The organism is Kribbella sp. NPDC023855, from assembly GCF_040639475.1.
Classification (GTDB): Bacteria; Actinomycetota; Actinomycetes; order Propionibacteriales; family Kribbellaceae; genus Kribbella.
Genome location: NZ_JBFAAA010000012.1, coordinates 211,078 through 237,328 on the forward strand (window position 1 = coordinate 211,078; position 26,251 = coordinate 237,328).

Consider the following 26,251-nt stretch of genomic DNA (forward strand, 5'->3'; position numbering starts at 1 on the left):
CCGCCAACCCCACGGATGCCGCCGGCCCCACGGATGCCGCCGGCCCCGCGGACAGTGCCGGGCCGGCGGACGGTGCCGGCCCCGCCGACGGTGGCGGGCCGGCGGGCGTCGGTGGCGTTCGGATCGAGGACCTGCTGCGCGAGTTGGCGCCGCGGGTCCTCGCCGCTGTCACCCGGCGGTTCGGCCGGTTCGATCTCGCCGAGGATGCCGTCCAGGAGGCTTTGCTGGCGGCAGTGACCGGCTGGCCCAAGGACGGCGTACCGCCGAATCCCGCTGCCTGGCTCACCACCGTCGCCGTCCGCAGGATGACCGACATGCTGCGCAGCGAGCAGGCGAGACGCCGGCGCGAACAACTGGACGCTACCCGAAGTCTTCCCGGCGATCTGCTGGGCGGCGAGCCGACGACAACCGCCGACCAGGACGACACCCTGGTGATCCTCTTCCTGTGTTGCCATCCCGAGATCCAGCCCGCCAGCCAGGTGCCGCTGACCCTGCGAGCCGTCGGCGGTCTGACGACGGCTGAGATCGCCCGGGCCCTGCTGCTCCCGGAAGCTACCGTCGGTCAGCGGATCAGCCGGGCAAAGCAGCGGATCAGCCAGTCCGGCGCGCGGTTCCGGATGCCGGCCGGCGAGGAGCGGCGGCAGCGCCTCGACGTGGTCATGCAGGTGCTCTACCTGATCTTCAACGAGGGCTACACCGCCTCCTCCGGTACGACGTTGCAGCGGGTGGAGCTGGCTGCCGAGGCGATCCGGTTGACCCGGATGCTGCACGAGAAGCTCCCGTCCGAGCCTGAGGTCGGTGGACTCCTCGCGCTCATGCTGCTCACCCACGCGCGCCGCCACGCCCGCACCGGTCCGACCGGCGAACTCATCCCGCTGGCCGAGCAGGACCGCGCCCGCTGGGACCGCGAGCTGACCGCGGAAGGCATCCACCTCCTCGAAGAGGTGCTACCGAAGCGCCGCCCCGGACCGTACCAACTACAGGCGGCCATCGCTGCCGTCCATGCCGAGGCGGAACGGTTCGAGGACACCGACTGGGCGCAGATCGTCGCCCTGTACGACGTCCTGGTCCGGATGTCCGCGGATCCGATGGTTCGCCTGAACTCGGCGGTCGCCGTCGCCATGCAGCACGGACCGGCGGCCGGGCTCGCACTTCTCGACGGCCTGGCGAAAGACCCGAAGCTGGCCGGTCACCACCGCCTGGCCGCCGTCCGCGCACACCTCCTGGAACAGTCCGGTGCCATCGAGCCCGCCCGCGAGGCGTACCTCGCCGCCGCGAAACTCACCACCAGCAGCCCCGAACAGCGCTACCTCCACGCCCGCGCCACCCGCCTCACCCCGCCAGCCGCCCACGAGGAGCCCGCTTCCTGAAGCCGCCGGGAGCCTAGCTGTAGGCAAACCGCGAGGGCGGTGTCGGTACGTCGTCCAGGCGCGGGTCGAACCGCTCCACGAAGTTGACGCCGGGTGGGACCTCGATGCTTGCCGTCGAGGTCCAGCCGCGGGTCAGGGTGGGGAAGTCCGGTACGTCGGGGTGGTAGTGCGGCTTGCCGGTCCCCAGTGCGTCGACTGCCATCGGGGCGCTGAGCGCCTGGTAGCGGAAGTCGGCGGACAGCCGGAGCTGGCGCGTCATGTTCGGCATTGCGCCATGCACAGTCAGGCTGCCGAACAACAACACATCACCCGGCCGGTACGACGTGGTCCGCCACTCGGGGTGGTTCTCGTCCGCCTCGGCTCGCATCATCCCGGGTCCGTCCGACGCCTTCACCGGCAGTACGCCGAGCCGCGGCGACCCGGCGAAGACCCGGAGCCCACCGATCTCGGGTGGTGCGTCGCTCAACGGCAACCAGGTCGTCAACGTGTCGATGTCACCCTGGATGAACCGGTAGTCCTGGTGGATCGGCGTCGGGTTCGCTCCCGGCGACGGCGGTGCGATCCGGCAGATGTGAGCCGGGTGCGCGAACGCTTCCTCGCCCAGCAGCCGTTCCGCCAGCCCCAGCAACTCGGGCCGGATCGCCAGCGCGTGAAAGGCCTCGGTGCTCTGGATCGCGGTGTAGGCGCCGAAGAACCCGGGCGACCCCTCCTCGACCGCCCGGCCCGAGGCGAGCAACTCCTCAGGTGACGACCCAGGAGCGAGCCAGTCGCTGTCGGCGAGGATCTGGGCGATCTGCTTCCGCACGTCGTCGATCACCGCCGCCGGCAGCAGGCCGCGAAAGAACAGGTACCCCTCGGCGGCGAGGCGTTCGCGGAGTACCAGCGGGTCGTCGGCGACGGGGGTGGAGTCGAGCAGCTCTTTCATCGTTTGTTCCCGATCTTGTCCATGGCGGCCGCGATGCTGGGCACGCCGGTCTTGTTCAGGTAGAGCTCGTTCGCGGTTTTGTTGATCTCGGCAACCTTCGCGGTCCAGCCGTTCGCGATCGGCATGTTCACCGTGCTGCCGGCCGCCGAGTCGAGGAACGGCTGCACGTCGATGTTCTTCTTCTTCCAGTACGCCGCGTAGCCGGCGCCCGCGTCGTTCAGGGCGGGGATGATGTAGCCCGCGTCGCCCATCAGCTTCTGCGCCTTCTCCGAGCCGAGGAAAGCGATCAGCTTGCCGGCCTGGTCGGGGTGCTTGGTCTTCGCGAACATCACCTCGGCCAGCCCGTTGATCACCACGGTCCGGCCAGCCGGACCAGCGGGGAGTGCGGCGACCCCGATCGGGAACTTCACCTCGGGCAGCGCGTACGGCAGCAACGCGTTGTTGGCCGGGAACATCGCGACCTCACCGCGGTAGAACATCTCGGTCGCCTGGCCGGTCGGCGGGTTGGTCCGGGTGCCGTCGGGTGAGACCTTCCACTTGAAGATCAGGTCCCGCGCCCACTGCAGTGCCTCGACCGACTTCGAGCCGGCGAAGTCGAAGGTGCCGTACGGCTTGTCCATCGCCTTGCCGCCGTTGGACGCGATCCAGTTCAGCCACTGCGTCTGGCTGTGGTTCCAGGAGCAGAAGCCCCACTGCTTCTCACCGACCGTCAGCTTGCGGGCGATCTCGAGGAAGTTGCCCGAGCCGTCCGGCGCCCAGGTGAGCTGGTCGGGCATGGTGATCCCGGCCTTGGCGACCAGCGTCTTGTTGTAGAGCAGGCCGACCACGCCGAGGTCCTTCGGCATCCCGAGCTGCTTGTCCTCGAACTTGTACGACTGGACCACGTTCGGGTGGTACGAGTCGAGCTTGATTCCGGCCTTGGCGATCAGGTCGTCGAGCGGCGCGAGTACCCCCTTGCCGGCCAGGTCGGGGAAGTTCTCGACGGTCAGCCAGAAGACGTCGGGCGCCTTGCCGCTGGCCAGTTCGGTGGTGAGCTTGGTCCAGTACTGGTCCCACGGCAGCACCTCCATCCGGACGGTGATGTCCGGGTTCTCGGCCGTGAAGGCTTCGAAGACCTTCTTGTAGCCGACCTCCTGCTGCTCGTCCCACAACCGGTAGACGAGCTCGGTCTTGCCGCCGCTGCCGGCTTTGTCGGTGGACGATCCGCAGGCAGTCAGGCCGCCGAGCAGACCAGCCGCGCCGAGCAACACGGTCCGTCGGGACAGGGGAGTGGACATGGTGCCTCCGAATTACTTGAGCCCGGTCACCGCGACCGAGCGGACGATGAAGCGCTGGAAGAAGATGAACAGCACCAGCAGGGGAGCCAGCGCGATCAGGCTGCCGGCCATCACGGCGTTGTAGTCGACGCCGATCTCGCTCTTGAACAACGCGATGCCGACCGAGAGCAGCCGCTTGTCCTCGCTGCTCGTGATGATGAGTGGCCACAGGAAGCTGTTCCAGTTGGCAACCACGGCCAGCGTGGTGACCGTGACCAGAATCGGCTTGGACAGCGGCAGCACGATCGACAGCAGCGTGCGGACCCGCCCGGCACCGTCGATCCGGGCCGCGTCTTCCAGGTCGGCCGGGATGGTTCGGAAGAACTGCCGCAGCAGGAAGATCGCGTACGGCGTCCCGAGCATCGTCGGCAGCATCAGTCCGGCCCAGGTGTCGACCAGCCCGAGCCGCTGCATCATCAGGTAGAGCGGGATCATCGTCACCACCGGCGGCACCATCAGAGTCGACAAATAGACCCAGAACAAGGTGTCCCGGCCCGGGAACGACAACCGCGCGAACGCATAAGCAGCCAGTACTGCGAACACCAGCTGTCCGACCGTGATCCCCACGGTGACCGCGACGGTGTTGACCAGATAGCCACCGAACCCGGACCCGAACAGCCGGTCGAAGGCTGCCGTGCTGGGCGGCCGGCCTGGCTCCCACGGCGCGGTGGCAAATAGTTGCCCAGGGCCCTTGAATGCGGTCAGCAGGGTCAGGTAGTAGGGGAAGATCGCGAAGACGCAGCCGGCCACCAGGACGCCGTACGGCAGGATCCGGAATCTCGACATCGACACCACCTCAGGAGAAGTCGTACGTCGTGCGACGCTCGAAGTAGACGAACTGGGAGATCGTGACGACCAGGATCACCACGAAGAGCAGGACCGAGATGGTCGAGGCGTAGCCGAAGTCGAACTTGCGGAACGCCTCGTCGTAGATCAGGTAGGTGGCCACCTCGGTGCTGTTGCCGGGGCCGCCCTCGGTCATCACGAAGATCGTGTCGAACGCCTGGAACGAGCCGATCACGTTGGTGATCAGCACGAACAGCATGGTCGGCCGCAGCAGCGGGAGCGTGACGGCGAAGAAGTGCGCGACCGGTGAGGCGCCGTCCAGCGACGATGCCTCGCGCAACGAGGCGGGGATGTTCTGCAGTCCGGCCAGGAAGAACAGCATGTTGTAGCCGGCGAACTGCCAGATGTGCACCGCCGCGACACTCGGCATCGCCAGCAGTGACGAGGACAGCCAGGCCGGTCCCTCGATGCCGAAGACCGCGAGGAACTGGTTCAGCGCGCCGCGGCCTGGGTCGAAGATCCACGTCCAGACCAGGCCCATTGCCACCGGGGTGGCCATCCACGGGATCACCAGCAACGCGCGGAAGTACTTCATTCCGCGAAGTTTCCGGTTGACCAGCAAGGACAGCAGCAGCGACAGGATCGTCGTTCCGGGGACGCAGATCAGGACGTAGTACAGGGTGACGAGGAAGGAGTGCCAGACGTCGGAGTCGCCGAGGAGCTCGCGGTAGTTGGCCAGGCCGATGAACTCGGGGGTGGAGAGCAACTTCCAGTCGAACAGGCTGAGCACGATGACGATCAGCACCGGTGCGAGCAGGAAGCCGAGGACACCGACCATGCTCGGAGCGAGCAGGGCATAACCGGCCAGGGTCTGCCGTTGCCGTTGGGACCCGCGGCTGCGGCGGGGTGCGGGTTTAAGCATCGGGATCCCTCAACGGATGGGGCCGGGGCGAGCTCGGGGTGAGCAGTTCCCGGGTGCGGTCGAGCCCCCACTGGTCGAGTTCGCCGATCGGGTCGCTCGACATCCGCAGCCCGGGTGCGGCCTCGATGTGCGCCGCCCACTGCTCGCGTTCCTGCACGTCCGGCCGCACGATCAGGCAGTCGGAGTCGTTGGCCCACCAGCGGCCGTGCAGGAACTCGCGCGCGATCGAGGTGGACCGGGCGCCGCGCTGACCGGGCTGGCTGATGTCACCTGATGGCGGGTCGACCAGTGGGTCGGTGTCAGGGGAGATCCGCATGCAGTCGACCAGCCCGAGGCTCGGCAGGATCGGGGCGCCGCAGCCGTGCAGGATGCGGTTCGGCCCGACCGCCTCTCGGAGCAGACGCAGGCCGTGCCGGTACGCCGCGATGCCGTCGAGCTGCTCGTGCCGCCGGCCTTCGATGGCTCCGGCGTACAGGAAGTCGAGTTTGAAGTGGTCGTAGCCCTGACGGCACAGCTCGGTGAAGACGTCCTGGAGATGTCGCGCGCCGCCGGGATGGGTGACGTCGAGGACAAGTTGCTCCTGCCCCCAATTGGTACCGGCGGTGACGCCGGGCACCAGCCACTCAGGATGCAGCCTGGCGGTCTCGCTCTTGCTGCCGACCAGGAACGGCGCCACCCAGATACCGGCTCGTCGACCGCCCGAGCGGATGTCAGCGGCCAGGCGGACCGTCGAGCCGAAGTCTTCGCGCGGAGTCAGCCAGTCGCCGATCTCCGCCTGGTAGCCCTCGTCGAGCAGGACCAGGTCGATGCTCAGATCGTGCTCGTCGAACTGCCGGACCTCGGTCATCACGTCCCGCTCGGTGACCTTGCCCCAGTACGCGTACCAACTGCACCAGGACGGTCCGAACACCCGTACTGCGTGGTCGAGCGACCCGCGACCCGTCGAGAACCCATCAGCCCAGTCGGCCAAGGCCTGATTCGCGTTCGCGTACTGACCGGAGTGGACCGTCACGTTGCCGTCAGCCGTAACCACAGCAATGTCTCCCCGCAACTCGCAGCGGATTGACGGAACCTCATCCGGCGACCTGGCGCCGATTACGGTCACCTCGTTGCCGGTAGCAACCGCCAGCAGGCCTTCGCCCTGGAAACCACTCTGGTCGACGCCCGGGCGGTAGGCCATGACGTGGTGGTTCGCGGCCGTGGGCCGTGGCGGCTGCGCGGCACGGGGGTACCAGCCGGAAGGACTCCAGGACTGCCAGCCGTGTTCGAAGACCAGGGTGGTGGCATCGGCGGGGAGCTCGGTGACGGGGACGAAACCCACGGGGATCCTCGATTCTGGGGATACAGGATCTTGCTGCTGTGTGGGTAATCTAGGGACCCGCGCGAAGGGTGCACTATGACAGAGCCTGCTGATTTCGAGCACGATCTTGCTACTCAGGTGCTGATCGAGCTCTACAGCGAGATCCCACCGCCGAGCAAGCTGGTGACCGGCCACTTCCACAGCGGTGGCGACTACCGGGTGGTCCGGCCGGACGGCGTCGGCAGCTGGTACCTGCTCTACACCGCCGGCGGCACGGGGCAGTTCCAGATCGCGGGGGACAGGCTCACCCTGCGGCACGGCGACCTCGTGCTGGTCAGCCCGGGGACCGAGCACGACTACGGCACGGTCGGCACCTACTGGGAGACCTGGTGGGCGCACTTCCAGCCGCGGCGGGAGTGGCACGCCTGGTGGTCGTTGCCGCAAGCAATGCCCGGTCTGTCCTACGTGCGGCTCACCAGGCCGTCCGAGACCGACCGGCTGGTGTCCGCGTTCGCCCGGCTGCATCGGGACGCGCAGCTGGCCGGCTTGTCACCGACGGGCGATACCGAGTTGCATCTGCTGGAGAAGAACCTCGCCGTCCAGTTGACGATGAACGGCATCGAAGAGGTGCTGCTGGTCGCGACGAGCAGCCTGCGCAAGGACACCCGTCAGCTCGACTCGCGGGTGCAGTTGGTGCTGGACGCGGTCACCTCCGACCCGTCCCGCCCCTACACGCTGACGAGCCTGGCCGGGCTGGCGCAGGTGTCCGTCTCGAGGCTCGCCCACCTGTTCAAGGAACAGGTGGGCGACTCGATCATGAACGTCGTCGTCGGGCTACGGCTCCAACGCGCCTCCGAGTTGCTCGGTGCAACCGACATGTCCGTCGCGCAGATCGCCCGCGCGGTGGGCTTCGAGTCCCCGCACTACTTCAGCCGCCAATTCGGCCAGCGCTTCGGCCTCTCGCCCACGAAGTACCGCCAGAAGGTCAGGAGCCCGGAGGCAATGCCCTGAGTCGGAAGTTCGACGGCACTGGAGGCGCCCAGGCGGGCACCTCGCTGCGTTGGAGAAGAAGCCACGATGAAACCCGCATCGAGGCTGCTTCTCCGCCTTGCGATGCACCCGCCTGGACACCTCCAGCACTCGCCGACCTTCCGACTCAGGGCATTACAGCAATATTGAGTTCCGTCGCCGCCGCGTAGTTGGCGCCGCCTTCGAGGCCGATCAGGCGGACGTAGCGGGCCGTCGTGCCGGCGGGGAAGCGGGCGATCTTGGCGTCGACCGTGCCGCCCCAGTTGCCGGTGGCAACTGATTGCCAGAGGTTGCCGTCGGCGCTCACCTGGACGTCGTACCTCAAGATCCGTCCGTTCGGCACCGCTGCGTCCTGGCGCGGCGTGTACACGAGTGCCTCGATCGATCGGGTCCGGCCGAGGTCCAGAGTGATGTACTGCGGCAGCGGCGCATGCGGACTCCAGTTGGAGTGCCACATCGTCGTGCAACTGCCGTCGAGCGCGGCGGCGGCACTGTAGGCGGGCGACCCCGGACTCGTCGCGGTGGCGGTCATCTCGCTTTGCGGCAACAGGTTCAGCGGGCCGAACGGACCGTCGACCGGCGGCGGCGTACCAGGGATCGCCGTCACCCTGCCGAGCGCCGGTGCTGTGATCGACTGACGGCTCCGCAGGTAGTTGAGGAAAACCTCCTGACCCATTCGCGGCGCCCGGATGAGATCCGTGTACTGCTGGAAGCCCGGATAGCCGTACTGCGCCCCGTGCAACGGCATTGCCGCACTGGTTGTCACCCGATACGTCTTGCCCAGCTCCAACCGCTTGCCGCGGATGAACACCTTCGCCGGGTCGACCCGATCACCCACCGGCTTGCCCAAGTCGTACGAGTAGCGGACCTGGTCGGAGACGGCGAGCGAGGACAACCGCCGGCACCCGTACGCCGGTGGGATCCATTGCTGCTCGAGGATCTGCTCGATGGTCGACCCCGTGAGCGACAGCGTGGTGATGGGTGAGATACCGACCACCGGCCACGCATCGCCGTACCGGACCGTCCCGGCCTTGAGCCCGGCCGCGATCACGTCGACGCCCAGATCGGCCGGTACGAGCGCGAGGTCGGCGCCACCGTGTGCGGCGTGCGCGGCCTCGGAGCGGTAGAGATCCGCGACCAGGTTGCCGGTGCGGCTCTCCGCGGTCTTGGAGAAGTCGAGGTCACGGTCGAGCTTGGCCAACGGCTGGGTCTGCCGGACGGCCCACTTGTCCATCCAGTACTTCACGATCTTCTGGACGCCGGCGTCGGGCGTGAGGTCCTTGGTCACCGCGTGGTTGGTGGCGGTGGTCGCCGAGCGGATCACCTCACCGGTCGCCGGGTCGAGTGACAGGTTGACCTCGCCGAGCAAACGTCCGTGGTTGGACGCTTCCAGGACGGGCCGCGGTACGCCGTCCGGGTCGGGGATCATGCAGTTGAAGGCGGTGTGCCAGTGGCCGCCGAGGATCACGTCGACGTCGGGGGAGATCGCCCGGGCGGCGTCGAAGATCGGCCCGGTCGGGTTCTTGCACTCGTTGAACAACCCGCCCTGCTGGCCGCCCTCGTGCATGCTGACCACGATCGCGTTCACGCCCTGCGCCTTGAGCTCGGCCGCGGCCAGGTTCGTCCCGTCGACGAGCCCCTGGAACTCCAGCCCGGACTGCGCGATGGACAGCGTCTCGTTCGGCGTACCGGGGAACGTCACGCCGATGAAGCCGATCCGCGCGGTCCCGGCCTGCGCGATCCAGTACGGCGGAAGGACCGGCTGTTTCGACCCGGCGTCCACCACGTTGGCCGCGTGATAGCCGTAGTCGGTGCCGTGGAACGGGCGCCCGGCCGAGTCCGTGAAGCAGCTGTCGAAACCGGGTTTGCCGTAGCACTCGCCCGACACCATCCGGCGCAGGAACGGCAGCTCCCGGTCGAACTCGTGGTTGCCCGCGACATCGAAGTCCATCCCGAACGCGTTCAGCACCTCGATCGTCGGCTCGTTGGCGAACCCCTGGGTGTAGTCGGGCCAGCCACTGAACTGGTCACCCGAGCCGACCAGGAAGCTGTTCGGCTGCCCGGTCCGGAGCTTGTCCAGATGCGCCTTCAGGTACGCCGCGCCGCCGACGGCGAGGCTGCCCGACGGGCCGGCGATGGTCAGGTTCTCGGTCTCGGACAGGTAGCCGTGCAGGTCGGTCAGGCTGAGTACTTGCACGGGGATGGGTGCGGCGGCCGCCTGAGTGGGTACTGCGAGAGTGGCGGCCAGCAGCGCGCTTGCCAGGGCAATGCCGGTGCTGAGTCTGAGCATGGCTGCAAGGTAGTGAGACGAGGGCTGCTGCCGGTATCGCCGAGGTTGCTGAGTTCCTGCACGATCCGGCTGCGGTGACGTCTTTCTACAAGACCTGCCCGGCGCCGTCGCCGTACGGTCGAAGAACTGAACACAGACAGGAGTTGGACATCATGGCCGACTACGTGGCCACCGCGGAGACCGAGATCGAGGCGTCGCCCGAGCAGGTCTGGGAGGTGCTGACCGATCCTGACGAGGTCAAGAAGTTCATGTTCGGGGCCGAGGTGCGGACCGACTGGCGGCAGGGCAGCCCGATCACCTGGCAGGGCGAGTACGAGGGCAAGAAGTACACCGACAAGGGCGAGATCCTCGCGGTGGAGACGGGTCGCCTGCTCAAGGTGACCCACTACAGCCCGCTGAGCGGTCAGCCCGACGAACCGGAGAACTACCACACGCTCACCTACGAGCTGACCGGTGACGGCGACCGGACGCACCTCAAGCTGAGCCAGGACAACAACGGCAGCCAGGAGGAGGCGGACCATTCCCGCGGTATGTGGGAGATGCTCGTCAAAGGCGTGAAAGAGGCGGCCGAGAGCCGTTAGCCCCCTGGCACCCGTCATCATTACCGGATGACGGGGACGAATCCGACAGTAATCACTCGGTCACTGCCCGGTATCGGGCTGCTCGGGTGGTGGCTGCTCGTGCCGGTCAGTGCGGTCCTGCTGCTGGTCCGGATCGGTGACTCGACCGGTGAGAGTGTCCGCTGGATCCTCACCTGGCTGATCGCCGTCCTGCTGCCCGGCACGCTGCTGTGGCGCGCCCTGGCGGGCGGCCGGTCAGTGACCCAAGACCTCGGATTCGGCGCAGTCCTCGGCCTCGCCTGGCAGCTGGCCGTCTGGGCAATCTGTACTGCGCTCGGCGTCCCGCTGCTGCAGTGGGCCTTCGTCGCCGGGTTGCTGGTGGTCTTCGCCGCCAGTAAGACCCTGCGGCCGCATCTCGGCTGGCGCGGCACCAGCCCGTCGCCACCTCGCTGGTGGCACATATTGCTCGTCGCCAGTCTTCTGCTGGCCATGGTTCGGACCGTGGTCGTCATCCTGCGACCTGTCCCGCTGCCGCCGATCGCCGCAACGCGACACCAGGACATCTGGTACCAGCTTGGTCTGGTCCAGCAGTTGCTGCGTGACGTGACGCCTGCCGATCCCTGGGTGCTCGGCGAGCCGCTGATCTACCACTGGTTCGCGACCGCCTCGATGGCGAGCGGCTCGGTCATGGCCGATGTCCGGCCGCCGCAGGTGCTCATTCACCAGTGGCCGCTCACGATGCTGCTCACGCTGGTCCTGGCCGGCTGGGCCGCTGGAGAGGCGCTCAGTCAGCGCGCCTGGGCCGCGCCGCTGGCGGGTGCGCTGGCCGGAGTACTGCCGGGCGCCATTCAGTTGGTCGACACTCCTACTGCCAACATGTCGGCGGCGCAGGTGGTGCAGGGCCCAACCGGCACCATGGCCGGGGTCGTGATGCTGGGGCTGGTCGGTCCGACCGTGCTGATCCTGCGACGGCAGGCGGGTCGCGGGGTGTGGACCGCGATGGTGCTGATGCTCGCGCTGGCGACCGGGACGAAGCCGACGCTGCTGCCGATCATGGTGGTCGGTTGCCTCTTCGCCGGTACGTGCGCTTGGGCCGTGGAGCGCCGGGCGCCGTGGCGGATGGCTGCGTTGGCGGGTGTCGCGGCAGCGTTCCTGCTGGCGTCGTCGTTCGCGCTGACCGGTAGCACGGGCGGTAGCCGGTTCCAGCTGCTCGCGGCGCTTCGGGTCCAGCCGTACTACCAGGCCGTCACGGGCGACAAGACCTACCCGGCCACCGGCAACTGGGTGCTCCCGTCGTTGGAGCACGGCGATGCCCGGATGATCGTGTTCGCCGTTGTGCTGGTGGTCTATTACCTCTTGGTCAACGCGGTCCGGCTGCTGACCTTGCTCGGGTTGAAGATGTCCCCGGTACGCCGCGATCCGGCGTACTGGTGGATCGGTGGCTGTGTGCTGGCCGGTACTGGCGTGACGCTGGTGTTCTCGCACACGGGCTATTCGGAGTACCACTTCCTGGGGGCGATTCTGGCGCTCGGGATGGTCGGAGTGGTTGCCGTCGGCGTCAACCTTCCTTGGCAGACGCAGCCCGGGCGGACGGGGGCTCGTGAGCTCGTTGTGGTGGCGGTGGCCGGGATGCTCACCGCGACGGCGACCTACCTGTTCTGGCCGACTGACACCGGGACCCACACGGTGGCGCGAGCCGCGGCCGGGTTGCTGGCGCCGTTCGGGGTGCTGGCCTTGGTTGGGGCGGCCGCGATCGTCGGGATCAACCGGACACGGCAGGCCGCATCGGCCGCAGTACAGGTGATTGTGCTGACCGTGGCTGCGAGTCTTCCGGTGCAGTTCATCGTGCTCGGGGACGCGGTGCGGGATGCGGCCAGGCCGTTGCCGCCGCCGAACATCGAGTGGCGGACGTACCTGACCAAGGAAGAGCAGAGCGCGATGCTCTGGCTGCGCAAGCATCTCGAGCCCAACGACGTGGCCGTCAGCAACGTGTTCTGCATGCCGGCGCCGTACCGGCCGGGGTGCCCCAACGACGCGTACTGGATGACCGGGCTGAGTGGTGTGCAGCTGTGGATCGGCGGCTGGGCGTATGCGCCGGCCAACCTGGCTGCCACCGATCACCGGCGCAGCTTCCTGCTCCAGCAGTCGCCCTGGCCCGATCGCGTGCTGGACAGCCGGATCGCTGTGGAGAAACCGTCCGAGCAACATCTGGCCAAACTGGCCGGCGACTTCGGCATCACCTTGATCATCGGCGACCTGCGAGCCGGCCCGGTCTCCCCGAAACTGGAACAGCTGGCCACCGAGATCTACCGCAACCAGGACATCCGCATCTACCGCCTCCGATAACTGGTACGGCGCTGTCGGGGGCAGTCAGTAGGCTGTTCTTCATGTCTACCGACGGTGTGGAGGTCGATCGTCCGACCCGGGAACGTGCTGCCATCGGGGAGGACGGCCGCTCGCGGGATCGCAGCCGGCCCGCGGTGCCGGACCAGTTGCCGATGAGCGTGGTCGACGCGCACTGCCACCTGGACATCGCCGACGGCGAGGACGGCAACTGGCTGGCCGCCGCCAAGGCGATCAAGCTGGCCGCGTCCGTCGGGGTGACCCGGATCGTCCAGGTCGGCTGCGACCTGCCCGGCGCGGTCTGGGCGGTCGAGGCCGCGGAGCAGTACCCGAACCTGATCGCCGGCGTCGCCCTGCACCCGAACGAGGCACCGAAGCTCGCCGAGGCCGGCGAGCTGGACAGCGCACTGGCCGAGATCGAGCGGCTCGCGTCCTCGTCCCCGAAGGTCCGGGTGATCGGCGAGACCGGCCTGGACTACTTCCGCACCGGAGAGGACGGCCGGGCGGCGCAGCACGCGTCGTTCGCGGCGCACATCGAGCTGGCCAAGCGGCTGGACAAGACGCTGATGATCCACGACCGGGACGCGCACGACGACATCCTGGCGATCCTGGACCGCGAAGGCGTGCCGGACCGGCTGGTGATGCACTGCTTCTCCGGCGACACCGAGTTCGCCCGCGAGTGCGTCAACCGTGGGGCGTTCCTGAGCTTCGCCGGGGTGATCACGTTCAAGAACGCCCAGTCGCTGCGGGACGCGCTGGCCGTGACACCGCTGGACCGGGTGCTGGTGGAGACGGACGCGCCGTACCTGACGCCGATGCCGCATCGCGGGCAGCCGAACGCGTCGTACCTGATCCCGCACACGGTCCGGAAGATGGCCGGCGTGCTGAACATCTCCGTCGCCGAGCTGTGCCAGGCGCTGTCGGACAACTCCGACCGGGCCTTCGGCGGGTCCTGGTAATGGAGTGCGGGTAATGGAGTTCAGTGAGGTCGTCCGGCGCCGGCGGATGGTGCGCAACTACGATCCCGACCGGCCGGTACCGGCCGAGATCCGGGAGCGGATCCTGGAGAACGGGCTGCACGCGCCGTCCGGCGGGTTCAGCCAGGGCTGGGCGTTCCTGACCCTCGAAGGGGACGACCGGGAGCGGTACTGGCGGATCGCGGCCGAAGATCCGGACGAGAAATATGTGGAGTGGATCACAGGGTTGCGGCGGGCTCCGCTGCTGATCTTCGCGTTCGCCCACAAGGACGCGTACCTCGACCGGTACACCGCGCCGGACAAGGGCTGGACCGACCGCGACGAGAAGCACTGGACGGCGCCGTACTGGTACATCGACACCGGGATGGCGGCCCTGCTGATGTTGCAGACGGTGGTCGACGAAGGCTTGGGTGCTTGCCTTTTCGGGCCGCCGGCGGAGAAGGTCGACCGGCTCAAGGAGGAGTTCGGCGTACCGGCCGGGTTCGATCCGGTCGGCGTCATCTCGGTCGGCTACCGGGCCCCCGACAAGCGGTCCCCGTCGCTGAAGCGCGGGCGTCGCAGTACTGCCGAAGTGGTGCATCGGGGGCACTGGGGTCGTCACGAAGGGTGAGCGGCCCGTTACACCTTTTTGCGACTCGCCGACCAGTGGATTGGCGCTTGCGCCACTTCTTCGTTACTGTCTCGTGATGTTGGCCGGGATCGGGGAAGGTTCCGGGTGGCACGCCCCTCGGCGGAGGACCGTGGTTTCCGGGCCCTGTACCCGGCATACGCGGCCTTACGCCTGTGCCGCCTCACCCCGTGCCCGGGTAGCTCTACCTGGGAGCGTTAGTGCGTAAGTCCATCATCGCGGCTGTGGGCGCCACGGCCGTGTTTGCCGTCGTGGGCGGCTCTGTGGCCTATGCGACCAAGAGCAAGACCGTGAGCCTCTCGATCGACGGCCAGGTGCAGAAGGTGCACACCTTCGGCTCCACCGTCGGGGACGCCCTCAAGGCGAAGAAGATCCAGGTCGGCGAGCGTGACCTGGTGGCCCCTGCGCTGAACGCCAAGCTGCAGGACGGGCAGGAGATCGCGGTGCAGTACGGCCGCCCGCTGACCGTCAACGCGGATGGCTCGAAGAAGACCTTCTGGACCACGGCGGACAGCCTCAGCGAGGCGATGACCGACCTCGGCCTGCGGTACGACGGTGCCGTCTTCTCCACCAGCCGGAGCGCGCCGATCGGGCGCGAGGGCCTGGAGCTGACCGTTCGCACCCCCAAGACCCTGCAGATCGTCCGGCTGGGCAAGGCCGTCGCGGTGAAGTCGATGGCAGCGACCGTGGGCGAGGCGCTGACCGGCGCCAAGATCCCGTTCGACTCCAACGACCGCATCGTCCCGGCCCCGGCCACCGCACTCAAGCCCGGCAGCATCACCAAGGTCGTCGTGATCAAGGTCGACACCCGCACGCTCACCGAGAAGCAGGCCATCGCCTTCGAGAAGAAGGAAACGAAGTCGGCGACGCTGCTCGAGGGCGAGACCAAGACCACCACCAAGGGCGTGGCCGGCTCCAAGACGGTCAAGTACCTGCTGACGTACCTGGACGGCAAGCTGGCGACCAAGAAGCTGGTCTCCAGCGACGTGGTCACCAAGCCCGTCGACGAGCTCGTCACGGTCGGCACCAAGCCGAAGCCGGAAGAGCCCAAGGAACCCGCCGCCGACAACGAGCCCCCGGCGACTGGCAACACGAGCGCCTGGGACCGGATCGCCGAGTGCGAGTCGGGCGGCAACTGGGCGGCCAACACCGGCAACGGGTACTACGGCGGCCTGCAGTTCGGTCACCAGACCTGGGCGGCCTACGGCGGCACGAAGTACGCCGAGAACGCACACCAGGCGTCCAAGGCGCAGCAGATCGCGATCGCCGAAAAGGTGCGCGCGGCCCGCGGCAGCTACGCTGACTGGCCCGTCTGCGGCAAGAGGGCCTGATCCTGAGGCATCTCTGCAAGACTGGCGCCTGTGACCAGCGCTGATTCATCCACTTCCGCCGGACCGAGACTTCTCGGTCCGGCGGAAGTGCGTTCACTGGCTGCCCGGCTCGGGGTACGCCCGACCAAGCAGCGCGGCCAGAACTTCGTCATCGACCCGAACACGGTCCGCCGCATCGTCCGCGCCGCCGAGCTGTCGGCGGACGGCGAGACGGTGCTGGAGGTAGGGCCGGGGCTCGGCTCCCTGACGCTGGCATTGCTTGCCGAGGGCCACCGGGTGACGGCGGTCGAGATCGACCCGGTGCTGGCCGGTGCGCTGCCCGCCACGATCGCGGAGTACGCGCCGAACCAGGCGGCTCGGCTGACCGTCGTCGAGGCCGACGCGATGACCGTCGTACCGGCCGACATCGGTGAGCCCGACGCCTGTGTGGCCAACCTGCCGTACAACGTCGCAGTACCGGTCCTGCTGCATCTGCTGGCCATCTCGCCGTCGCTGCGGCACGGGCTCGTCATGGTCCAGTCCGAGGTTGCCGACCGGCTCGCGGCGCCGCCTGGGTCGCGCACGTACGGCATCCCGTCCGCGAAGGCTGCCTGGTACGCCGACGTCCGCCGCGCCGGCCCGATCGGCCGCAACGTCTTCTGGCCGGCCCCGAACGTCGACTCCGGGTTGGTTGCCTTCACCCGGCGTGAGCCACCGGCGACGGCTGCGTCACGCCAAGAGGTGTTCGCCGTCATCGAGGCGGCCTTCTCGCAACGCCGCAAGACGGTGCGCTCGGCGCTCGCACGCTGGATGCCCGACCGCGAACGCCTCGACGCCATCCTCGCCACCGCCGGCATCGACCCGACCCTCCGAGGCGAGATGCTCGGCATCGAAGAGTTCGCCGCGATCGCAGGCGCGGGGCATTAGCCTGTGGCGGTGTCTGCTCATCAGGTGACGGTCCGGTCGCCGGCCAAGATCAATCTCGGTCTGGCCGTCGGTCCGCCGCGCCCCGACGGCTTCCATCCGCTCGCCACCGTCTACCAGGCCGTTGCCCTGTACGACGATGTCACGGCGACCCTGCGCGACGACTCGGAGGTCACCGTCGAGGTGCTCGGCGACTTCGCCGATGACGTCCCGGTCGACGAGTCGAACCTCGCCATCCGGGCCGCGCGGCTGCTGCAGGCGGAGTACGACGTGGACGAAGGCGTCGATCTCACCATCCGCAAGACGATCCCGGTCGCGGGCGGGATGGCCGGCGGCTCCACGGACGCGGCCGCGACGCTTGTCGCGTGCAACCGGCTGTGGGGGCTCGGGCTGGTGCAGTCCGAGCTGGAACACCTCGCGGCGGAGTTGGGCAGCGACGTACCGTTCTGCCTCGTCGGCCACACCGCGCTGGGTCGGGGGCGCGGCGAGCAGGTCACCGAGGTGATGTCGCGCGGCACCTTCCACTGGGTCTTCGCGATCGCCGACGGTGGACTCTCGACGCCGGCCGTCTACAAAGAACTCGACCGCCTCCGCCCCCTCCGCCGCGTCGAGCCACCAGAGGTCCGCCCCGAACTCCTCTCCGCCCTGCTCTCCGGCCAGCCGGCGGCTTTGGCAGTTGCCGTCAGCAACGACCTCCAGGCAGCAGCCTTGTCGTTACGCCCCGAGCTGGCAGCCACGCTCCAATTCGGCCTGGACCAAGGCGCCTTGGCCGCAATGATCTCCGGCTCCGGCCCCACCTGCCTCTTCCTCGCCGCCGACAGCCGCCGAGCGGTCGACCTGGCCGTAGAACTAGCCGAATCCGGCCTCTGCCGAATGGTCCGCCAAGCCGAAGGCCCAGTCCCCGGCGCCCGAATCCTCCCCGCCCCCATCAACCGCTAGTACTACGCCCCGCACCGGCCCAGGCGGGCGAGGTCTTCCTGGAGGGGTTTCAGGTTGGGGAGGCGTTTTTGGGTGGCGAGGGTTAGGGCTTCTTGGAGGCGGGTGATTGCGGTGGGGTGGTCGCCGGTTGCTGCTAGGGCTAGGGCCAGGTGGTGGAGGATCAGGACGTGGCGTTGGCCGTCGTCGTAGTGGGTGCTGATGGTCAGGGCCTCGCTGTGGTGGTCGATCGACGTCTTCGGGTCACCCGCGAGGCGGTAGGTGACGCCTAGTTCGTCGAGTGCTTCGGCCAGGCCCAGTTGGTCGTCCGCCGTCTTGAACTTCGCCACCGCCTGGTGCAGGTGGTCGAAGGAGGCCGTGAAGTCGCCGGCTTCCCGGTAGGCGATGCCGGAGCCGAGGAGAGCCGTGGCGAGGTGGTGCTGTGCGTCGTACCGGTTGCTGATGGCAATGGCTTCGTCGTACGCCGATCGCTGGGCGGCCGTCCTGCCCAGCTGTCCCTCGGAGTTGCCGATGTTGATGTACGCGATCGCCTCGTCCGGCAGGTTGCCGAGTGGCCGGTAGATCGTGAGAGCGCGGTGGCCGGCGTCGATCGCCTGCTGGTAGTCGCCGTTCAGGTGGAGGACGTGGCTCAGGTTCACCAGTGCCGTCGCGGCGCCGCGCAGATCGCCGAGGCCTTCGAAGAGCGCCAGGCCGCGGTGGAGTTCGGCGATGGACTCCTCGGGGCGACCCGCGCCGACCCGAGCGAGGTCGAGAAGAACCAGACCGAGATCGCTACGTAGGTGCCCCTCGGCGCACGGGTCTGCCGCCGCCACCTCGAGCGCCGCACGGAAGACCTGCAAGCAATCCAGCCAATGCCCGCGGGTGGCGTAGAAGGTGTGCAGCCCGATCGCGAGCCGGAGAATCGACACGGCCGGCACGCCAGGCGTCCGCACAGCCTGGGCCGTCACCGCGACCAGATGCGGCCGCTGCCCGTCCAGCCAGGACAGTGCCGCGCCCATGGTCTTGTACTCCGGTCCGCCGCCCGCGATCGGAGGCTGTGCCCGGTACCACGGCATCCGGCCGGCCTTCGGGAAGCCCAGTTCGATCGATTGCCAGCCCGCCGAGGCATACAGGTCGAGGATCCGGGTGAGCGCCGCAGCCCGTTCCTCCGCGCTGATGGTCGCCTGCGCGCGCTCCCTCGCGTACATCCGCAGGAGGTCGTGCAGCCGGTACCGCCGCGGCGCAAGCGACTCCAGCAGGTGGAGATCGCAGAGATCCTCGAGGGCATCGGTCGCCGCATGCTCGTCACAGTCCAGCAGCCGGGCCGCGACCTCGACAGTCAGATCAGGACCATCCGGTACTCCGAACAGCGCGAACGCGGCCGCGGCTCGTTGCTCACGGCCACTCTGGCCAGCGGTCAGGTCGTCGATCGACACGTCGAAGCTGGCCCGTACGCCGAGCTCCTGGTCTTGCAGATGGTCCAGTCGGCTCCGTTCGTCGCGTAGCAGACCGGCCAGGTGGGTCAGTGGCCAGCGAGGCCTGGCGGCCAGACGGCCGGCCGCGATCTTCAAGGCGAGTGGCAGGAGACCGCAGGATTCCAGGATCGATCGGGCGGCCTCGGGTTCCTGGTCGACCCGGTCGTCGCCGACGGTCGACTTGAGCAGGTCGAGGCCTTCCGCCGCGGACAGCAGACCGAGTCGCAGGATCTGCGCGGTCGGCATCCCGGACAGCTCCTGGCGGCTCGTGATCAGGACGGCTGATCGGCCGGTGCCGGGTAGCAAGTACTCGACCTGTGCTGCGTCGCGTGCGTTGTCCAGCAGGATCAGGGCGCGACGCGTGGCCAGCAGTGTCCTCAGGCGAGCCGCCGCCTCGTCCACCTGGACGGGGACGTCCGGGCCGGACAGGCCGAACGCGCGGAGCAGGTAGTTGAGCGCCTCGAGCGGTGAGACGGGGGAGTCAGCGCCGAAACCGCGAAGATCCAGGTACACCTGCCCGCCGAGGTACTCGTCGGTGACTTCATGAGCCGCCTTCACAGCCAGCGTCGTCTTGCCGACACCACCCATCCCGGTGATGCCGACGATGGCCACGCCGGACTCCCGGGTGAGCGCCGCCCGCAGTACGGCGAGATCGCCGCTACGCCCGGTGAACCCGGCATCGACCAAGGGAAGCTGCCGCGGCACGACCGCACTGGGGTCGCCCTGCGACTCAGCTGTACCGGCCGAGCCGGGCCCGGCACCTCCGGCTCCAGCCCCAGCGGGCGAGCCGGCCGAGCCGGGCAGCGCCGAGCCGGGTCCAGCCCCAGCGGGGCCAGCGGTGCGCAGGGGGGCGCGGGCTGCGGTACCGGGTGTGTTGCCGCGTTGGGCTGCGGGTCTGCCTTTTCGGCGGGCGGCCTGGGTCAGTGCTTGGTGGTCCTCAGGCCGGAGCCGCAGGGCGTGGGCGAGGGCGGTGACGGTTTCCGGGCGGGGGTATTTGCGGACGCCTCGTTCGAGGGCGCCGATGGCGGCGAGGCTCGTGCCGGAGCGGTCCGCCAGGTCCTGCTGGGTCAGCCCGGCCGCCTTGCGGTACCGGTGGAGCAGCGCTGCGAACGCTTCCATCCGCCCGTCCTCTCAGCCGAAAACTCGGTCGCCGGATCCTGACCGGAAGGCTATCGTCAGGCCGTCAGTGGTCCCAGCGCCGATTTCAAAAGGAGCCCCCGATGCGCCAGGTGTCGATCTACGCCATCACTCCTGATCGCTGCGACGCACCCGCGAGGACCTTTGAACACTCTGACGATGGGCATTCTGGCGCATGTCGACGCCGGTAAGACCAGCCTGACCGAACGCCTGCTGTACGCGGCGGGCGTGATCGACCACGTCGGCCGGGTGGACGACGGCAGTACCACCACCGACTCGATGGACCTGGAACGCCGGCGCGGCATCACGATCCGCTCGGCCGTGGTCTCGTTCGAGCTCGGTGACCTGACCGTCAACCTGATCGACACCCCGGGCCACTCCGACTTCATCGCCGAGGTCGAGCGCGCGCTGTCCGTGCTGGACGGCGCCGTGCTGGTGATCTCGGCGGTCGAGGGTGTCCAGGTGCAGACCCGGCTGCTGATGCGCACGCTGACGCGAGTGCGCATCCCGACCCTGCTGTTCGTCAACAAGATCGACCGGATGGGAGCCCGGTACGACGAACTGCTCGCCGACATCGGGCGACTCCTCACCCCCGCGGCAGTCCCGATGGGTTCAGTCGCCGACCTGGGCATCCGCGCGGCGCAGTACGAGCCATTTCCCCTTGTCCGCAAGGGTCTTGGCGAGATGCTTGCTGAGAGCAATGATCAGTTCCTGAGCGGCTATCTCGAGGACTCGCTCACCGCGGAGGACTATCGACGCGAGCTGGCCGACCAGGTCGGGCGCTCGCTCGTCCATCCCGTGTACTTCGGCTCGGCGATGACCGGCGAAGGCGTGCCCGAGCTCATCGAGGGGATCCGCGACTGGTTGCCCCGGGCAACCGGTATGCCGGAGGAGCCGTTGCGGGCGTCCGTGTTCAAGGTGGAACGCGGTCCGGCGGGGGAGAAGATCGCCTCGGCCCGGGTGTTCGCGGGCAGGCTTCAAGCCCGCCAATCGATCGACGGGCACCACGGCGGGACGCAGTACGAGGTCAAACCGACCTCGGTGCAGGTGTTTGAGCGAGGCGGTACGCGATCCGTCGACAGTGTGGAGGCGGGCCGGATCGTCGCGCTGCGCGGGCTCAAGCGGGTGCAGATCGGGGATCAGCTCGGCACGCCGGCCCGCCGGGACGAACGGCTTTTCGCGCCACCGACGCTGGAGACCGTCATTCAGGCAGGCGATCGGGTGAAGCTCTTCCAGGCGTTGCAGCAGCTGGCCGAGCAGGATCCGCTGATCCGGGTCCGCAAGGGCGCGCTCGGGGAGATCTCGGTCAACCTGTACGGCGAGGTGCAAAAGGAGGTGATCGCCTCGCTGCTGGAGGACGAGTACGGGCTGACCGTCAGCTTCAGCGAGACGACACCGATCCACATCGAGCGCCCGGTCGGCGTCGGTACGGCGGTGCGCGAGATGGGGGAGCCCGGCAACCTGTGGTGCGCGGGAGTCGGGTTTCGGGTCTCGGCCGCTCCGCTCGGTACCGGCATCGACTACCGGCTGGAGGTCGAGCTCGGCGGGCTCCCGCGGGCGTTCCACACTGCGATCGAGGAGACTACGCGGACCGCTCTCCAGCAAGGGCTGTACGGGTGGGAAGTGCAGGACTGCCGGGTGGACCTCACCCTGACGCAGTACTCCTCCGTCGGAACCGCTGCCGGGGACTTCCGGCGTCTCGTGCCGCTGGTACTGCTCGAGGCGCTCCAGGAGGCCGGAACTACGGTGTGCGAGCCGGTCAACAGCTTCGAGCTCGAGCTGCCGCCGGATGCCGTTTCGCAGGTGATCGCCAAGCTCTCGGAGGCGGGCGCGACCCTCGAGAGCACCCAAGTCGCTCCCGACCGGACGGCTCTCACCGGGCGCATCCCGGCCGGCCGCGTTCACGCCTTCGAAGCCCAACTCCCCGGCATCACCCACGGCGAAGGCATCCTCCTGACCACCTTCCACGGCTACCACCCGGTCAGTGGCCGTCCGGACCGTCACCCCTCAGCCATGCCCTAGGCTTGAGGGGATATGGCCGCCACTCCTGCACCCAACCTTGTCAATCTGGAAGCTGTCTCCAAAGGCTTCGGAACCCGCACCCTGCTCGACGGGGTGACCCTCGGCATCGGCCGGGGCGAGCGGATCGGGGTGGTCGGGCGGAACGGGGACGGGAAGTCCACGCTGCTGCGGTTGCTCGCCCGGGAGGAGACGCCCGACGCCGGCCGGATCACGCACAACCGCGACCTGCGACTCGGCTTCCTCGGTCAGGTCGACGACCTGGATCCCGGGCTGACCGTCGCGCACGCCGTACTGGGTGATGTCGAGACCTACACCTGGGCCGCCGATCCCCGCGCACGCTCGGTGATGGAACACCTGCTCGGTGGCGTCGACCACGAAGCCCTGGTCGGCACGCTGAGTGGTGGTGAGCGCCGGCGCGCGTCGCTGGCCCGGCTGCTGATGACCGAGGTCGACCTGCTGATCCTCGACGAGCCCACCAACCACCTCGACATCGAGGCCGTCGACTGGCTCGCGCAACACGTCGTCGACCGGGCCGGTGCGCTGATCGTGGTCACCCACGACCGGTGGTTCCTCGACGCGGTCTGCAACGAGACCTGGGAGGTCCAGGGCGGCAAGGTCAACTCGTACGAGGGCGGGTACGCCGCCTACGTGCTGGCCAAGGCCGAGCGGTCCCGCAACGAGGCCGTTGTCGAAGGCAAGCGGCAGAACCTGATGAAAAAGGAGCTCGCCTGGCTGCGCCGGGGAGCGCCAGCGCGGTCCACCAAGCCGAAGTTCCGGATCGAGGCCGCGAACGCCCTGATCGAGAACGAGCCGGCGCCGCGCGACAAGCTCGCCCTGGCCCAACTGGCCACCTCGCGACTCGGCAAGGACGTCTTCGACGCCGAGGACGTCTCGCTGCGCTTCGGTGACCGGTTGATGCTCGATCACGTCACCTTCCGGCTCGGCCCGGCCGACCGGATCGGCCTGCTCGGCCCGAACGGTGCTGGAAAGACGACCTTCCTCAAGGTGCTCACCGGCCTGCTCCCGCCGGACACCGGCCTGGTCAAGCAGGGCAAGACGGTCCGGGTCGCCAACCTGTCGCAGACGCTGGAGGATCTCGACGGTTCGGTGACCGTGCTGTCGCACATCACCGACATCCGCCGGACCGCGGCGCTGGCCGGCCGGGGCGGCGAGATGACGTCGTCACAGCTGCTCGAACGCTTCGGTTTCACCGGCGACAAGCTGACCACCCGGATCAGCGACCTGTCCGGTGGCGAGCGCCGCCGGCTGCAGCTGCTCCGGATCCTGCTCGACGAGCCGAACGTGCTGATCCTCGACGAGCCGACCAACGACCTGGACGTCGAGACGCTGACGGTCCTCGAGGACTTCCTCGACAACTGGCCGGGCGTCGTCGTGGTCGTCACGCACGACCGCTACTTCCTGGAGCGGGTCAGCGACATGGTCTACGCGATCATGGGCGACGGCTACATCCGCCACCTGCCGCGCGGCGTCGACCAGTACCTCGAAGAACTGGCCTCCGGTACTCCGGTACGCCGGGTCGCCACTTCCGCTCCGACCCCCTCGACCCTGGCCGAGCGGCAGCCCGAGCCCGAGGCCGAGCCCGTTGCGGACGCGGCGGCGGCGCGGGCGGCGAAGAAGGAGCTCAACCGGATCGAGCGGCAGCTCGCCAAACTGACCCAGTCGGAGGCGAAGCTGCACGACCAGTTGGCCGCGAACGCGAGCAACTACGAGCGGCTGGCCGAGCTGGACACCGAGCTGCGCAAGCTGGCCGAAGAACGCGGTGAGCTGGAAACCGCCTGGTTCGAAGCGGCCGAACGCGCGGAATAGCGCGTTGCCGGCGGTCGATAACGTTGTCAGGACATTTCCGGGTGCGGCGGGAATTGTATACATGATCAAATCCCGGGAGAACTGAGTCGCGGCACACCCTCCGATCCCCTGTAACTCGGAGGGTATGCCGCGTCTGCCGGGTGAGCGGGTCCCGTACCGGTCAGGTTGTCCGAGCCCCGAGCCCCGGACACCGCCAACCGGCTTCGGCGGACCACCTCTTGCCGCCGAAGTTCGCCGATCCATGAACGTTGTGTAGTTGCTCGACCACCGATGGTGAGGACACTAGTTGGGCCGGTCACTCAGTGTCGATAGTCGTGCGCTACAGCAATCTCACGATCTCGTTGCAACTAGCAACGATCGGCACCGGGATAAAGTGACGGGTGGTCTTTTCGGATTATTCCGGCACAATTCCGGCGAGTTACCGGCAGGTGTTGCGGAAATGTCGGTCAATGATTTTCCTGGTCGAACGGGCCGACCAGTTCGCGCAGTACCCGGGCGATCTTCGCCTGGTCGCGTTCGCTGATCGAGCCGAGCAGGGTGCGTTCGTGGGCGAGCAGGTCGGCCATCGCCGCGTCGACCGAGTCGCGGCCGGCGTCGGTGAGCTGGACGAGCACGCCGCGCCGGTCGGCCGGATCGGGAAGCCGCTCGACCAGCCCGCGCGCGGCCAGCCGGTCCACCCGGTTCGTCATCGTCCCCGACGTCACCAGGGTCTCCTTGAGCAGCCGGCCGGGGGAGAGCTGATACGGCTTGCCGGCCCGGCGCAACGCGGCCAGTACGTCGAACTCCCACGACTCCAGCCCGTGCGTCTCGAAGGCCTGCCGGCGAGCCCGGTCGAGATGCCGCGCCAGCCGGCTGACCCGCGACAACACCTCCATCGGCGCCACGTCAAGATCCGGCCGCTCCCGCCGCCAGGCCTCGACCAGCCGATCGACCTCGTCTCTCATACCCCCGACACTAAGCCATCAAGACTCTTGACATCAAGAGAACCGCAGGGCGTAAAGTATCTCGACATCAAGAGATCTCCCCCGAGAGGCCCCCACCATGCGCAAGTCACCGGTCTGGAACCCCCACCAATACAACAAGTACGCCGCAGAACGCGGCCGCCCCTTCATGGACCTGCTCGCCCAAGTCCACCTGGAGGACAGCACAGGAGGGAGTGATGGGTTGCTGGTGGTTGATCTCGGGTGTGGGCCTGGGAATTTGACTGCTTCTTTGGTGGAGCGGTGGCCGGGCGCTCGCGTGGTTGGGGTGGACAGTTCGCCGCAGATGATTGAGGCGGCTCAGGAGCTGGCTGGGGAGCGACTGAGCTTTGAGGTGGGGGATGTGCGGGAGTGGAGTGCCGCGCCGGAGTCGGTCGATGTGATTGTCACCAACGCAACGTTGCACTGGATTCCCGAGCAGCTCGAGTTGCTTCCGGGATTTGTGCGGGCGCTCAAGCCGGGTGGTTGGCTGGCAATTCAGATTCCTGGCAACGGGGACGCGCCATCCCACGCGATCCTTCGCGAACTGGCTCACACCGAGCCCTACGCGGAGTACGCCGCAGAGCAGGCGTTCCGGGCAGAGGTGCCGAGCCCGGCTGACTATGTCGCAGCGCTCACCGCCGAAGGTTGCACCGTCGACGCCTGGGAGACGACGTACAGCCATCTCCTGCAGGGTGACAACGCAGTGCTGGAGTGGGTCAAGGGCACGGGAGCGCGACCCGTTCTGCAGTCGTTGCCCGATGAGTTGCGGGCGCAATTCGAAGCGGAGTACGGGGCCCGCCTGAACGAGGCTTATCCGCAGCAGGAGTTCGGGACGCTGCTGCCGTTCCGCCGGATTTTCGCCGTCGCGCAGAAGGGAAACTGATGATGAGGCTCGACCACGTGCAGGTGTCCTGCCCGCCCGGCGGCGAGGAGGTCGCTCGCGCCTTCTACCGCGACGCGCTGGGGATGACCGAGCTGGAGAAGCCGCCGCTGCTCGCGGCGCGTGGCGGCTGCTGGTTCAAAGACGGTACTGCCGAGGTGCATGTCGGCGTCGAGGAGAACTTCACGCCGGCGCTGAAAGCCCACCCCGCTCTCGCGGTCGACGACCTCGACGCACTCGCCGAAACCCTGCAGGTCAAGGGATATCCGGTCAAGTGGGACAACGACACGATCCCGGGCCGCCGGCGGTTCCACACCGCCGACGGCCACGGGAATCGAGTCGAGATCGTCTGA

The 26,251-nt window shown here is 68.2% G+C and carries 21 protein-coding genes; 13 read left to right on the forward strand and 8 right to left on the reverse strand.

Annotated features, from left to right (window positions below; all coding sequences use genetic code 11):
• Nucleotides 1-122: 122 nt before the first annotated feature.
• Nucleotides 123-1,370 (forward strand): sigma-70 family RNA polymerase sigma factor, encoded by a 1,248-nt coding sequence (locus AB0F51_RS32570; protein ID WP_360286080.1) that lies wholly within the window; start codon nt 123-125, stop codon nt 1,368-1,370.
• 13 nt (nt 1,371-1,383) lie between these two features.
• On the opposite strand, the gene AB0F51_RS32575 is transcribed toward AB0F51_RS32570, so the two are convergent.
• From AB0F51_RS32575 to AB0F51_RS32595, 5 genes are read right to left on the reverse strand one after another with little or no spacing between them, the layout of a single operon-like run.
• The gene (locus AB0F51_RS32575; protein WP_360286016.1) at nt 1,384-2,295 is read right to left on the reverse strand and encodes a phytanoyl-CoA dioxygenase family protein; all 912 of its coding nucleotides are present in this window, start codon (nt 2,293-2,295) and stop codon (nt 1,384-1,386) included.
• Nucleotides 2,292-3,572, reverse strand: a complete 1,281-nt coding sequence (locus AB0F51_RS32580) for a sugar ABC transporter substrate-binding protein (protein WP_360286017.1) — start codon at nt 3,570-3,572, stop codon at nt 2,292-2,294. Before AB0F51_RS32580 ends, AB0F51_RS32575 begins: the two co-directional genes overlap by 4 nt.
• Nucleotides 3,573-3,584: 12 nt before the next feature.
• Nucleotides 3,585-4,397 carry a carbohydrate ABC transporter permease gene (locus tag AB0F51_RS32585; RefSeq protein ID WP_360286018.1) on the reverse strand — a complete coding sequence of 271 codons (813 nt, stop codon included), beginning with the start codon at nt 4,395-4,397 and terminating at the stop codon, nt 3,585-3,587.
• 10 nt (nt 4,398-4,407) lie between these two features.
• Nucleotides 4,408-5,319, reverse strand: a complete 912-nt coding sequence (locus AB0F51_RS32590) for a sugar ABC transporter permease (protein WP_360286019.1) — start codon at nt 5,317-5,319, stop codon at nt 4,408-4,410.
• Nucleotides 5,312-6,640: a glycoside hydrolase family 36 protein gene (locus tag AB0F51_RS32595; RefSeq protein WP_360286020.1), complete on the reverse strand. Its 1,329-nt coding sequence runs from the start codon at nt 6,638-6,640 to the stop codon at nt 5,312-5,314. The genes AB0F51_RS32590 and AB0F51_RS32595 overlap by 8 nt, the downstream gene beginning before the upstream one ends.
• A gap of 75 nt (nt 6,641-6,715) precedes the next feature.
• Here AB0F51_RS32595 and AB0F51_RS32600 point away from each other — a divergent pair, with 75 nt between their 5' ends.
• Nucleotides 6,716-7,630: a helix-turn-helix domain-containing protein gene (locus AB0F51_RS32600; protein WP_360286021.1), complete on the forward strand. Its 915-nt coding sequence runs from the start codon at nt 6,716-6,718 to the stop codon at nt 7,628-7,630.
• A 145-nt stretch (nt 7,631-7,775) separates the two neighbouring features.
• Here the strand turns inward: AB0F51_RS32600 and AB0F51_RS32605 are convergent, their stop codons facing one another.
• The gene (locus AB0F51_RS32605; RefSeq protein ID WP_360286023.1) at nt 7,776-9,938 is read right to left on the reverse strand and encodes a discoidin domain-containing protein; all 2,163 of its coding nucleotides are present in this window, start codon (nt 9,936-9,938) and stop codon (nt 7,776-7,778) included.
• A gap of 152 nt (nt 9,939-10,090) precedes the next feature.
• Between AB0F51_RS32605 and AB0F51_RS32610 the strand changes: the two genes are divergently transcribed.
• The 7 genes from AB0F51_RS32610 to AB0F51_RS32640 all read left to right on the forward strand — a co-directional run bounded on the left by AB0F51_RS32610 (nt 10,091) and on the right by AB0F51_RS32640 (nt 17,619).
• Complete coding sequence (locus AB0F51_RS32610) at nt 10,091-10,519, forward strand: SRPBCC domain-containing protein (RefSeq protein ID WP_360286024.1); 429 nt, start codon at nt 10,091-10,093, stop codon at nt 10,517-10,519.
• Between the two features lie 27 nt (nt 10,520-10,546).
• A complete protein-coding gene (locus AB0F51_RS32615; protein WP_360286026.1) occupies nt 10,547-12,844 on the forward strand; it encodes a hypothetical protein in 2,298 nt (765 codons plus the stop codon).
• A gap of 41 nt (nt 12,845-12,885) precedes the next feature.
• Entirely contained in the window at nt 12,886-13,800 is a 915-nt protein-coding gene (locus AB0F51_RS32620; protein ID WP_360286028.1) for a TatD family hydrolase, read from the forward strand.
• 13 nt (nt 13,801-13,813) lie between these two features.
• Nucleotides 13,814-14,428 carry a nitroreductase family protein gene (locus AB0F51_RS32625; RefSeq protein WP_360286029.1) on the forward strand — a complete coding sequence of 205 codons (615 nt, stop codon included), beginning with the start codon at nt 13,814-13,816 and terminating at the stop codon, nt 14,426-14,428.
• 218 nt (nt 14,429-14,646) lie between these two features.
• A complete protein-coding gene (locus AB0F51_RS32630) occupies nt 14,647-15,777 on the forward strand; it encodes a transglycosylase family protein (RefSeq protein WP_360286030.1) in 1,131 nt (376 codons plus the stop codon).
• 87 nt (nt 15,778-15,864) lie between these two features.
• Nucleotides 15,865-16,683, forward strand: a complete 819-nt coding sequence (gene rsmA, locus AB0F51_RS32635; RefSeq protein WP_360286031.1) for a 16S rRNA (adenine(1518)-N(6)/adenine(1519)-N(6))-dimethyltransferase RsmA — start codon at nt 15,865-15,867, stop codon at nt 16,681-16,683.
• A gap of 9 nt (nt 16,684-16,692) precedes the next feature.
• Entirely contained in the window at nt 16,693-17,619 is a 927-nt protein-coding gene (locus tag AB0F51_RS32640) for a 4-(cytidine 5'-diphospho)-2-C-methyl-D-erythritol kinase (protein ID WP_360286033.1), read from the forward strand.
• Nucleotides 17,620-17,621: 2 nt separating this feature from the next.
• Here AB0F51_RS32640 and AB0F51_RS32645 read toward each other — a convergent pair whose 3' ends face one another.
• On the reverse strand, nt 17,622-20,189 hold the full coding sequence (locus tag AB0F51_RS32645; protein ID WP_360286035.1) for a tetratricopeptide repeat protein: 2,568 nt from the start codon (nt 20,187-20,189) through the stop codon (nt 17,622-17,624).
• A 177-nt stretch (nt 20,190-20,366) separates the two neighbouring features.
• Here AB0F51_RS32645 and AB0F51_RS32650 point away from each other — a divergent pair, with 177 nt between their 5' ends.
• Entirely contained in the window at nt 20,367-22,229 is a 1,863-nt protein-coding gene (locus AB0F51_RS32650; protein WP_360286037.1) for a translation factor GTPase family protein, read from the forward strand.
• A 12-nt stretch (nt 22,230-22,241) separates the two neighbouring features.
• Nucleotides 22,242-24,056, forward strand: coding sequence for an ABC-F family ATP-binding cassette domain-containing protein (locus AB0F51_RS32655; RefSeq protein ID WP_360286038.1), 1,815 nt, complete (start codon nt 22,242-22,244; stop codon nt 24,054-24,056).
• Nucleotides 24,057-24,502: 446 nt separating this feature from the next.
• Here the strand turns inward: AB0F51_RS32655 and AB0F51_RS32660 are convergent, their stop codons facing one another.
• Complete coding sequence (locus AB0F51_RS32660) at nt 24,503-25,000, reverse strand: MarR family transcriptional regulator (RefSeq protein WP_360286040.1); 498 nt, start codon at nt 24,998-25,000, stop codon at nt 24,503-24,505.
• A 97-nt stretch (nt 25,001-25,097) separates the two neighbouring features.
• On the opposite strand from AB0F51_RS32660, the gene AB0F51_RS32665 reads away from it, so the two are divergent.
• Both AB0F51_RS32665 and AB0F51_RS32670 read left to right on the forward strand, forming a co-directional pair.
• Nucleotides 25,098-25,901, forward strand: a complete 804-nt coding sequence (locus tag AB0F51_RS32665; protein WP_360286042.1) for a methyltransferase domain-containing protein — start codon at nt 25,098-25,100, stop codon at nt 25,899-25,901.
• Nucleotides 25,901-26,251 carry a VOC family protein gene (locus tag AB0F51_RS32670; RefSeq protein WP_360286044.1) on the forward strand — a complete coding sequence of 117 codons (351 nt, stop codon included), beginning with the start codon at nt 25,901-25,903 and terminating at the stop codon, nt 26,249-26,251. Before AB0F51_RS32665 ends, AB0F51_RS32670 begins: the two co-directional genes overlap by 1 nt.

Excerpts from the sequence above, each read along its gene's own strand:
- AB0F51_RS32585 (WP_360286018.1), bottom strand. The coding sequence starts at position 4,397 with ATGTCGAGATTCCGGATCCTGCCGTACGGCGTCCTGGTGGCCGGCTGC.
- AB0F51_RS32655 (WP_360286038.1), top strand. The coding sequence starts at position 22,242 with ATGGCCGCCACTCCTGCACCCAACCTTGTCAATCTGGAAGCTGTCTCC.
- AB0F51_RS32605 (WP_360286023.1), bottom strand. The coding sequence starts at position 9,938 with ATGCTCAGACTCAGCACCGGCATTGCCCTGGCAAGCGCGCTGCTGGCC.
- AB0F51_RS32620 (WP_360286028.1), top strand. The coding sequence starts at position 12,886 with ATGTCTACCGACGGTGTGGAGGTCGATCGTCCGACCCGGGAACGTGCT.
- AB0F51_RS32590 (WP_360286019.1), bottom strand. The coding sequence starts at position 5,319 with ATGCTTAAACCCGCACCCCGCCGCAGCCGCGGGTCCCAACGGCAACGG.
- AB0F51_RS32670 (WP_360286044.1), top strand. The coding sequence starts at position 25,901 with ATGATGAGGCTCGACCACGTGCAGGTGTCCTGCCCGCCCGGCGGCGAG.
- AB0F51_RS32660 (WP_360286040.1), bottom strand. The coding sequence starts at position 25,000 with ATGAGAGACGAGGTCGATCGGCTGGTCGAGGCCTGGCGGCGGGAGCGG.
- AB0F51_RS32615 (WP_360286026.1), top strand. The coding sequence starts at position 10,547 with ATGACGGGGACGAATCCGACAGTAATCACTCGGTCACTGCCCGGTATC.
- AB0F51_RS32575 (WP_360286016.1), bottom strand. The coding sequence starts at position 2,295 with ATGAAAGAGCTGCTCGACTCCACCCCCGTCGCCGACGACCCGCTGGTA.
- AB0F51_RS32645 (WP_360286035.1), bottom strand. The coding sequence starts at position 20,189 with ATGGAAGCGTTCGCAGCGCTGCTCCACCGGTACCGCAAGGCGGCCGGG.
- AB0F51_RS32610 (WP_360286024.1), top strand. The coding sequence starts at position 10,091 with ATGGCCGACTACGTGGCCACCGCGGAGACCGAGATCGAGGCGTCGCCC.
- AB0F51_RS32665 (WP_360286042.1), top strand. The coding sequence starts at position 25,098 with ATGCGCAAGTCACCGGTCTGGAACCCCCACCAATACAACAAGTACGCC.
- AB0F51_RS32580 (WP_360286017.1), bottom strand. The coding sequence starts at position 3,572 with ATGTCCACTCCCCTGTCCCGACGGACCGTGTTGCTCGGCGCGGCTGGT.
- AB0F51_RS32625 (WP_360286029.1), top strand. The coding sequence starts at position 13,814 with ATGGAGTTCAGTGAGGTCGTCCGGCGCCGGCGGATGGTGCGCAACTAC.
- AB0F51_RS32600 (WP_360286021.1), top strand. The coding sequence starts at position 6,716 with ATGACAGAGCCTGCTGATTTCGAGCACGATCTTGCTACTCAGGTGCTG.
- AB0F51_RS32650 (WP_360286037.1), top strand. The coding sequence starts at position 20,367 with ATGGGCATTCTGGCGCATGTCGACGCCGGTAAGACCAGCCTGACCGAA.